The 7,766-nt window shown below is 61.5% G+C and carries 7 protein-coding genes; 4 read left to right on the forward strand and 3 right to left on the reverse strand.

Translation table 11 applies throughout. From position 1 onward, the window contains the following. On the reverse strand, positions 1-335 hold a 335-nt coding region (locus JWQ89_RS10195), incomplete at its 3' end, for a hypothetical protein (protein ID WP_299640665.1). Positions 336-1,967: 1,632 nt separating this feature from the next. On the opposite strand from JWQ89_RS10195, the gene JWQ89_RS10200 reads away from it, so the two are divergent. The 3 genes from JWQ89_RS10200 (at position 1,968) to JWQ89_RS10210 (ending at position 4,157) form a co-directional block, all read left to right on the forward strand. After that, the gene (locus tag JWQ89_RS10200; RefSeq protein WP_299640667.1) at positions 1,968-3,377 is read left to right on the forward strand and encodes a DUF2235 domain-containing protein; all 1,410 of its coding nucleotides are present in this window, start codon (positions 1,968-1,970) and stop codon (positions 3,375-3,377) included. Between the two features lie 91 nt (positions 3,378-3,468). Next, positions 3,469-3,888, forward strand: a complete 420-nt coding sequence (locus JWQ89_RS10205; protein ID WP_299640669.1) for a hypothetical protein — start codon at positions 3,469-3,471, stop codon at positions 3,886-3,888. Next, positions 3,885-4,157 (forward strand): hypothetical protein, encoded by a 273-nt coding sequence (locus JWQ89_RS10210; protein ID WP_299640671.1) that lies wholly within the window; start codon positions 3,885-3,887, stop codon positions 4,155-4,157. Before JWQ89_RS10205 ends, JWQ89_RS10210 begins: the two co-directional genes overlap by 4 nt. Positions 4,158-4,347: 190 nt before the next feature. Here JWQ89_RS10210 and JWQ89_RS10215 read toward each other — a convergent pair whose 3' ends face one another. Continuing rightward, positions 4,348-4,488: a hypothetical protein gene (locus tag JWQ89_RS10215; RefSeq protein WP_299640672.1), complete on the reverse strand. Its 141-nt coding sequence runs from the start codon at positions 4,486-4,488 to the stop codon at positions 4,348-4,350. Positions 4,489-5,363: 875 nt separating this feature from the next. Here JWQ89_RS10215 and JWQ89_RS10220 point away from each other — a divergent pair. After that, positions 5,364-5,492 (forward strand): recombinase family protein, encoded by a 129-nt coding sequence (locus tag JWQ89_RS10220; RefSeq protein ID WP_299640674.1) that lies wholly within the window; start codon positions 5,364-5,366, stop codon positions 5,490-5,492. 794 nt (positions 5,493-6,286) lie between these two features. On the opposite strand, the gene JWQ89_RS10225 is transcribed toward JWQ89_RS10220, so the two are convergent. Next, the coding region (locus JWQ89_RS10225; RefSeq protein WP_299640675.1) for an ATP-binding cassette domain-containing protein at positions 6,287-7,766 on the reverse strand (1,480 nt) is incomplete at its 5' end.

Consider the following 7,766-nt stretch of genomic DNA (forward strand, 5'->3'; position numbering starts at 1 on the left):
TCGGCGGCGTCCGAACCGCTGACGAAGCGCAGGGTCATGACATCTTCGTTCACCACGGCCTTTTCCTCGTCACCGAGAGTCAGCCCAACCGTTTCGAAGAAGCCTAGTTGCCAAAGAGTCTCGAACACTTCGGGGTCCCACTCATCGAGATCAAACACCGGTGCCGGCGCACCGCCGAGCTGGCGGGCTCGGTCGTACTCCGCGGCCAAAACTAGGGCAGCAGCGGTGCTGACGCTTTTGATTGAGCGGAAGTCGATGTACGTCGCTACCTGTGCGTTGCCGACCGCGTCCCCCGGCAGCCAAGTGTTGTTCTCTTTGAACACCGAGCTCAGCATCTTGCGGCGAAGTCCGTCTAAGAACTCCAGCGTTTTGGACGGGCTGCGATCGAAACACAGCGTCTCGGGTGCTCTCGCCGGTTCACGTCTTGAGCGGACTCGAGTGACCTTCTCCCCTGTGAAGACGACACTTGGCTTCCTATGGATGCGCAGCAGCCGGCGATGCCGAGCGCTGCGCCGGCGCCGAGCCTCGTGTTTAGCCCGGCGACGATGCCTTTCGACTTGATCTTGCGTTGGTTTCTTCATGCCCAAGGGCATGTACTATCCTTCAGTGATCGTTGTCGATGGAACGCTGCCCAACAAAATCCCGGCCCGGCACCTACTTGCCTTAACTCGCTTCGTAGCGATCTTCAGGAGCTTTGCTAACGGGTGGCTGGCAGATTCCGTTCGGCCACCCGTTCACCTTCAACCAAAAAGGTCCCGCCTCCACCGGGAGATCCAGTTGAGCTTGATCAGGCGACGAACCGACGAGCAGGCAGATGCCGACGATCAAGGCCGTGCCGAGCAGCATGAATCACGACGTCGGATGCGCGGATCACAGCCGCACCATGCAGACCTTGCCGACGCCGGCATGGGTCAGCCCGATGCGGCGAGCAGCGGCGTGAGACAGAGCAGATGACCCGCGCCGCGCGCGAGACGATGGGGCGCCTTGCCGGTGCCATCCTCGACCACAAACGACATGGGTCAGCTCCAGTGTCTCAGCGTCGCGATCGGGGGGCCGGTCCACACATGTCAATCTCGGCCCGCGATCTCGATTTGCACAGTCGGCACATCGCCGGGTGCTCGCGGAGCTCGGCAAGGATCGGCAGGCCGTTGTAGAGTGCGACGCGCTTGCCGAACCTCCTCGTGGCGACATGAGGTGAATTGCACTCTGGAGGAACAGGATGATGCACGCCTTATGGTTGACAATTGCGGTTTCATTGACCGCTTTGTCCCCGCCGACTTACGCAGCGCCTCCGATAGGCACGCTCATTACCTGTGCCACGCTCTCAGCCGTCGATGGTGACACAATCAAGTGCAACGGCATTTCTATGCGCGACATGGGCGACGGTGCCCCCTTTGTTTCGGGGGTACGACACGCCTGAGATACAGCACAGCAAGTGTAAAGCGGAACTCGAGCTCGGGCGCGTTGCCAAGATGTTGATGTCCGCATTGCTGGAGATCGGAGGCGTGCAGGTCTTCGATTCTAGCGAGGTTGATGCCACCATGCAGCACAGGCCGCTGGTGCGGGTGATACTGCCAAATGGGAGCTCGATCGGGACCATCTTCATCAACGCGGGTATCGCGCGGCGTTGGACGCCTGACTACAAGGCGAATTGGTGTTGAAGGTAAGGGACCGCTCAGCGGTATTTTTCCGCGCTTCCTTTGTCGACGACGGCCCGCAGCGTTCGCCATGCTGGCAGCATTCACGAAAGTCGGAAGGGAGCCCTTCGCCTACTCTAATTCATTGGGCAGAGAGCGGTGATCGGCGTCCTACGTAAACGTAACACCAATCACGGGCCTCATTTTAGCGGCTCTTGATTTCCCAAAGTTGCGGGCCGTGCCGTGTGCTCGAATGGGGTTACCGTCATTCGCCGCGTGGACACGATGCTGAGAATCGTCGCAGGTCTCTCTTAGTATCGGAGGACGGCCATGAGTGAAGACCGCAAGAAACGGCTGGTGTTTTGTTTCGACGGCAGCTGGAACAAAATTGATGCTCCCTTCCCTACAAATGTCTTGTTCACCGCGGAAAGCGTTCTCCCGCTCACGGAGGACGGCATTGCCCAAGTCATCTTCTACGACGAGGGCGTCGGGACTGAAAAAGGCGAGGAATTTAAAGGCGGTGCGTTCGGAGCGGGACTCCTCAAGAACCTCAACGACGCCTACCGCACCCTCATCTTTAATTACACTCCCGGCGACGACATTTTCGTCTTCGGATTCTCCAGGGGTGCCTTTACAGCGCGATCTTTTGTTGGCCTGCTTAGCCATAGCGGAATTCTTCGGCGGCGCGACGTCGGGCGCGTCAATGAAGCCGTTGAACTCTATCGTCAACGCAACACGTCGAACGAACACATCGAGCGCATGTTCCGGTTCCGCAGCGAGAGCGCACCGCACATCTGTGTTTCGGACGAGGAAGACGCCTGGAGGGCTAAGTCCCTTGCCGACTACGTGCCTAATGCCCTTCCCCGCCTCAAGGTGAAGTACCTGGGCGTTTGGGATACGGTTGGGTCCCTAGGCGTCCCTAACTATCTTGCTGGCGCTGCTCAGCTGAATAGGGAGCACCAGTTCCACAACTTCGAGTTGAGTGCCATAGTAGAAAGCGCCCGACACGCTGTGGCGATCGACGAGCCGCGCCTCGATTTTTCGCCCACACTCTGGGACAATCTGGTTGCCCTCAACGACGCGAGAGGAGCCGATCCTGCCGACGAGAAATCCCCCTATCAGCAGGTTTGGTTTCCAGGCGTGCACGGCGCTGTTGGAGGAGGCGGAGATCGCCGTGGACTATCAGATCAGCCTCTCGACTGGATTTGGGATGGCGCGAGAAACGCGGGACTCGAGCTGGATATCTCAAAAAGCTCACGCATCTACGAACTTGCGCCAGACCATCGAGATAACCTCGAAAACGCGAGCGAGAAGAAGCCCGAGAATGTGAAGGAATGGCTGATTCAGCTCGGCTTTGGCCTCCTGCCGGAAGGCGTGCGGAATCCTGGGCCGCAGAACCTATATGAGGTCAGCGTCAGCGCACGTCGCAGATGGCACGATCTTCCAGAGAACCTGCCCGAGAAAACGCCCTATCGCCCAGAGAGCCTTGAAACGGTCAGTCAGGCCCTCAACGGACTAGATTTATCCGCCTTAGGAATGACGGCTGGCGGGATAGAAGCTGTCCCCGAGAACTTCATCGTTCACGAAGTAAAGCAGGGCGAGTGGCTTTCGACGTTAGCGCAGATGTACTATGGCGATGCGGCACTCTGGCCAAGAATTTTCGCGGCGAACAAATACAAGGTTTACGACCCTGACCGCATATATCCCGGGCAGGCGTTACGCATACCGCAGGACTATTGACCGCTCTTTTAGGGCTCGGGGAGCGGGACAAAGAAAAGGCGCTCACCTTTTCAAGGAGTTACTATTTCTGAGAGTAGTAAGGGAGAATCATTTGGACTTCCTAGAAACCGTCAACGAAACGCCGCTCGACATTGACCTGATGAAGCGGCTGCTGACCTTCGTCGATGAAATGTCGGACGAGCAGCGCAGCGACATGACCGGCCGAAGCGTCGGGCTCATCCGCTTTCTCGAGGAGGAAGGTATAGGGAGCGATCCAGAAATGACACGGGCGTACACCCTGATGGCCTTCGAGTTCCGGATGGAGGCCCTGTCCCGGTTGCGCGACCGGCCCGAGTATCAGGCGTGGTCGCTGCAGCTCGGCAAGGCCGCTGGCGATCCCGATGATCAACGAGGTGCTCGTAGAGACGGCAGCCGTGCACCCGCTTATTCGCGTAAACGAGCACCCGGCCTTGAGCCGGAAGCGTTCTTTGCAAGCGCCTTGCTGCGCACAGACGTGGAGGGCCGGGGATGAAGATCAAGGGTTTGGACAACCTGACGAATAAGCTCAGCGACGCCGGCAAAGCGTTCGACGGGGTGGACGACTTGATCGCCACGGTGGCGATCGACAAGGCCGATGGTGGCCTGTCAGCGATCACGGAGATGGAGAAGGCCATCGATACGCTCATCAGGCGCTATCCTGGCAACGCCATGGTCAAGGCGACGGGCGAGGGCCTGAAAGAAGCCTACGCGCAGGCGATCCGAGCCAAAGCGAAGGCGCTTGCCGAAGGTCGTTCTGGCTGAAGCGTGCCTACTGCACAGTTAGTGGCCGGAAGCGATCTCATGCGGCGACTAGCCGAGATATCGTTACCTGCGCCCCGGTATCGCTGCTTCATTGCGGCGTACCCGAGATTGATCTTGAGCGGCGGCAGGTTGAGGCGGGCTCCTGGCCGCGCTGAGGCAGCCAAGTTCAGCGCGCCAAGCGCCGCATTGCTCAGGTCGTCGGCTCTCCCGTGCCGCCAGCCCGCTCCAGCCGCTCACGCATCGCCTCCGGCGTGTCCCCCGGCAACGGCACGCGCGAAATCCCGGCGTCGGTCCAGCCGATCACCATGGGTCCAAGAGCTGTGTCGAGCATCCGTTAGCGCATACGCATAAGGTAGAGCCGCGGGACGCGCGGCCCAAGCCGGATTTGACCGAAAACTGCCGTTGATCAGACTCATACGATAGCGCTGGCGGTCAAGGATGGCGAAGTAGAGCGGCCAGATTCCGTCCGACGCCGCATAGACCGCCGTCTGGTCCCCGAACGCATTGACGTCGTCGGATTTGCGCGGCTCAAAGACCTCGATATCGGGGTTGGTCGAGCCGTGCAGCACAATGTCCTTGGTGTCGGCGAGGTAGCAGAGGAACTGCCACAGCGGCGCGTCCAGCTGGTAGTCGATTTCCCCACCCTGCCCCCCGATTGCCTCCCCAAACAGTTTGTCGAACCCGGCAATCGTCCTCTGGTCGGTGGTGGCATGGCCGGCCGAGGCATGAAGTAGGGCGGCAGCTTTGTCATTGGTTCAATCTCGCGTCGGGATCGCCAGACAATTGAGCGGTCCGAGGGTTGTCAAGAATGCCTAGCGCCCGAGCGCCATCAGTCATTCCCGCAATTCGCGGCGCAGATACCTCCGCACGACCTGCCAAGTACCTCAACCCTGAGTTTGACGAGGTCGAGGAAGGCACCGAGCAAGGCACTGAGACTGAGCCTGCCCCGGCGTAGAGGAAAGCCTCTCAGTCTGCCTCTTCTGCCCGATCCTGCTCGAGGTCCACACCGTAGGAGTACTCCTCAGTGGGGTCGCGGAACCGGTCGTCCATGTACCTTTTTTCCTCGACGCCGAAGTACCAAAGCCTCAGCGGGGCCGACGCCTCCACCCACCTCGGTCAGGGACCAGTCCTCTATGAATTTATGCCGCATACCTGCACCAGCAGTCACTCGACACCACGACGCCCTCGGGCCGTGCCCTGTTCGGCATGCTGGCCGTGTTCGCTGAGTTCGAGCGGGCGATGATACGTGACCGCGTGAACGCCGGCCTCTCCTGCGCCGAGGCCAACGGCAAGCGCCTCGGGCGTCCCGCCCTCTCTGCCGATAACCGAGGCTAAGGTGGCGACACTGCGAGGCTCGGGCATGGGGATCGTCCAGGTGGGCTCGACGCTGGGCATCGACGTGTCGGCTGCCCCTTTAACACAGGAGGCCAAGATATGATGAAGCTCAGGTGGGCATCCTTGTCTGTGCCATCTCGGCATTGACGATGTTTCCGGCGATGGCCGTGCCGGTGGACAAGAACCGAACGCCAACGGCAACGGCTGGGGGCCAGGTGGCAGGCCCGCGGTCGGGGCCCCCGGCCCCATTGCCGGGGGGCCTGGCCTTCCTCGCAGCTGGCGGTGGGCATCTGGTGCTCCGGTTTCGGAAGCGCAACGCGGTCCTGGACCGGAATAGGGCAAGGCCGTAGGGTGGTCTTCTCAAGGAAGCCCCTCGCCACCGCAAAGGGGCGTCCTAGCAGCGGGCGGCTTCGTGGTGGCGCGCGATGCGTCCGCTGCGCCAATGCTACAACTTGTCAGCACGATCAGCCCTACTGCGGCTATCGAACATCTGGGCTCCGACGTTGCCCTCCCACACCAACACCTCCGCCACGTGGCCTCGCGCAGCCGCCGCTTGAGCCGCCCCTATAGCTTCGTCGACGGCCTCATCGAGGGATGGACACGAAGCTACGCGCGGTCCACGCGAGCCGATAACCCAACCTGCTCATCCTCGATCACGTGGTACGGATTGAGCCTCGGCATTTCGGAAAGGCCCTGGCGTTGCGTAGGGGCGGAAGCGTGACCTGCCCTGCAAAATTGAGCAAGGGACCCTTTATGTCGCATGGCTGACCGGGCCGTAGCCTTGTGTGAGCAGCTCAGACGGCAGCGGCGATCGTGCCGCCCGCCATCAGGCTCCACAGTTGGTCAGCGGTGAGGTGTTTCACCGGGCCGTCGTAGACAACATGGCCAAGGCTGAGGACAACGATGCGGTTGGCCAGGGCGCGGACAGTAGAAAGGTCGTGCGTCACGAGGATGACGCCGGTGCCGCTCGCCGCGATAGATCGGATGAGGCTGACGACCTGCGCGGTTTGCTTGACGCCGAGAGCGGCAGTTGGTTCGTCGAGGCAGATGAGCTTGACGTGTTCGGCGAGGGAACGGGCGATGGCGATCGACTGCCGTTGGCCGCCCGATAGCGCACGCACAAGAACGTTCTCGTCCCTTAGGGTCACGCCAAGCGCCGCAAGCCGCGCACGACACTGCTCGGCAGCCTTGCGGTCATCCCGCACCGGAAAGACGCCGAGCCACATCCGCCGTTCCTCACGGCCTAGCATCATGTTGTGGGTGATGCTCAGGTTGGAGCAGAGCGCGAGGTCCTGGTACACCGTTTCAAGGCCCGCGGCGCGGGCATCTTGCGGGCTGTGGAACCTGACTGGCTTACCCTCGAGCACCATGTCGCCGGCGTCCGGACGGATGGCGCCGGAGATGATCTTCACCAGCGTGCTCTTGCCCGCGCCGTTGTCGCCAAGGAGGCAGACAATCTCGCCCTTGCCGACGCTGAACGATCCCTCTTCCAATGCTATCAGCGCCCCGTAGGTTTTGCGTGCGCCGCTAATCGAGAATGCCGGAATACTGACGGACGAGGCACCCCCGACCGAGGTCTGAATTGGCGCAGCATCGACCGCTGGTTCAGCTCCCGGCGCATCCGCACTTGTGGTCGTAAGAGCAGTCTTGGTGCGTCGGCTGCGGAGGCTGATGGCAAGCTGGTCGGCGAGCAGCGCGAGTAGCAGCATGCTGCCGATGGCGATCGACTGCCACCAGGACTGGAGCCCCACAAAGATGAGGCCAGCGTTGAGAATACCGATGGTGGCGACACCAATGGCGATCCCCAGAGGGCGTCCGGCGCCGCCGGCGAAGGCGACGCCGCCGAGGATCGCGGCGGTCAGCACGTCCAACTCGAAGCGCGCACCGATCGTCGGCGTGATGCTGCCGAGCCGGCCGGCGACCAACACCGCGACAATGCCGATAAGCAGGCCGTTGGTGGCGTAAAGCCCCACGACGGTGCTGCCTACGGGAACACCGCAGAGTTCGGCGGCCCTAGCGTCGCCGCCGATGGCATACACGCGGAGGCCCGTGACCGTCCGCGTCAGGATGAAGGAGCCAATGACGAAGATCGCCACGGCGATGATCACGCTGTACTGGACGTCGAAGATCTTGCCCCGGCCAAGCTGCAGCAGGGGGTCCGGAAAGCCGTAAACCGCAGTGCTGCTGACCACGTAGGCAAGTCCTCGTTCGAGCGCGAGCATGGCGAGCGTGACGATGAGCGGCGATATGCTCCGCGGCCTGCCGCGCCGACCT

Source organism: Devosia sp. (assembly GCF_028290645.1).
Taxonomy (GTDB): domain Bacteria; phylum Pseudomonadota; class Alphaproteobacteria; order Rhizobiales; family Devosiaceae; genus Devosia_A.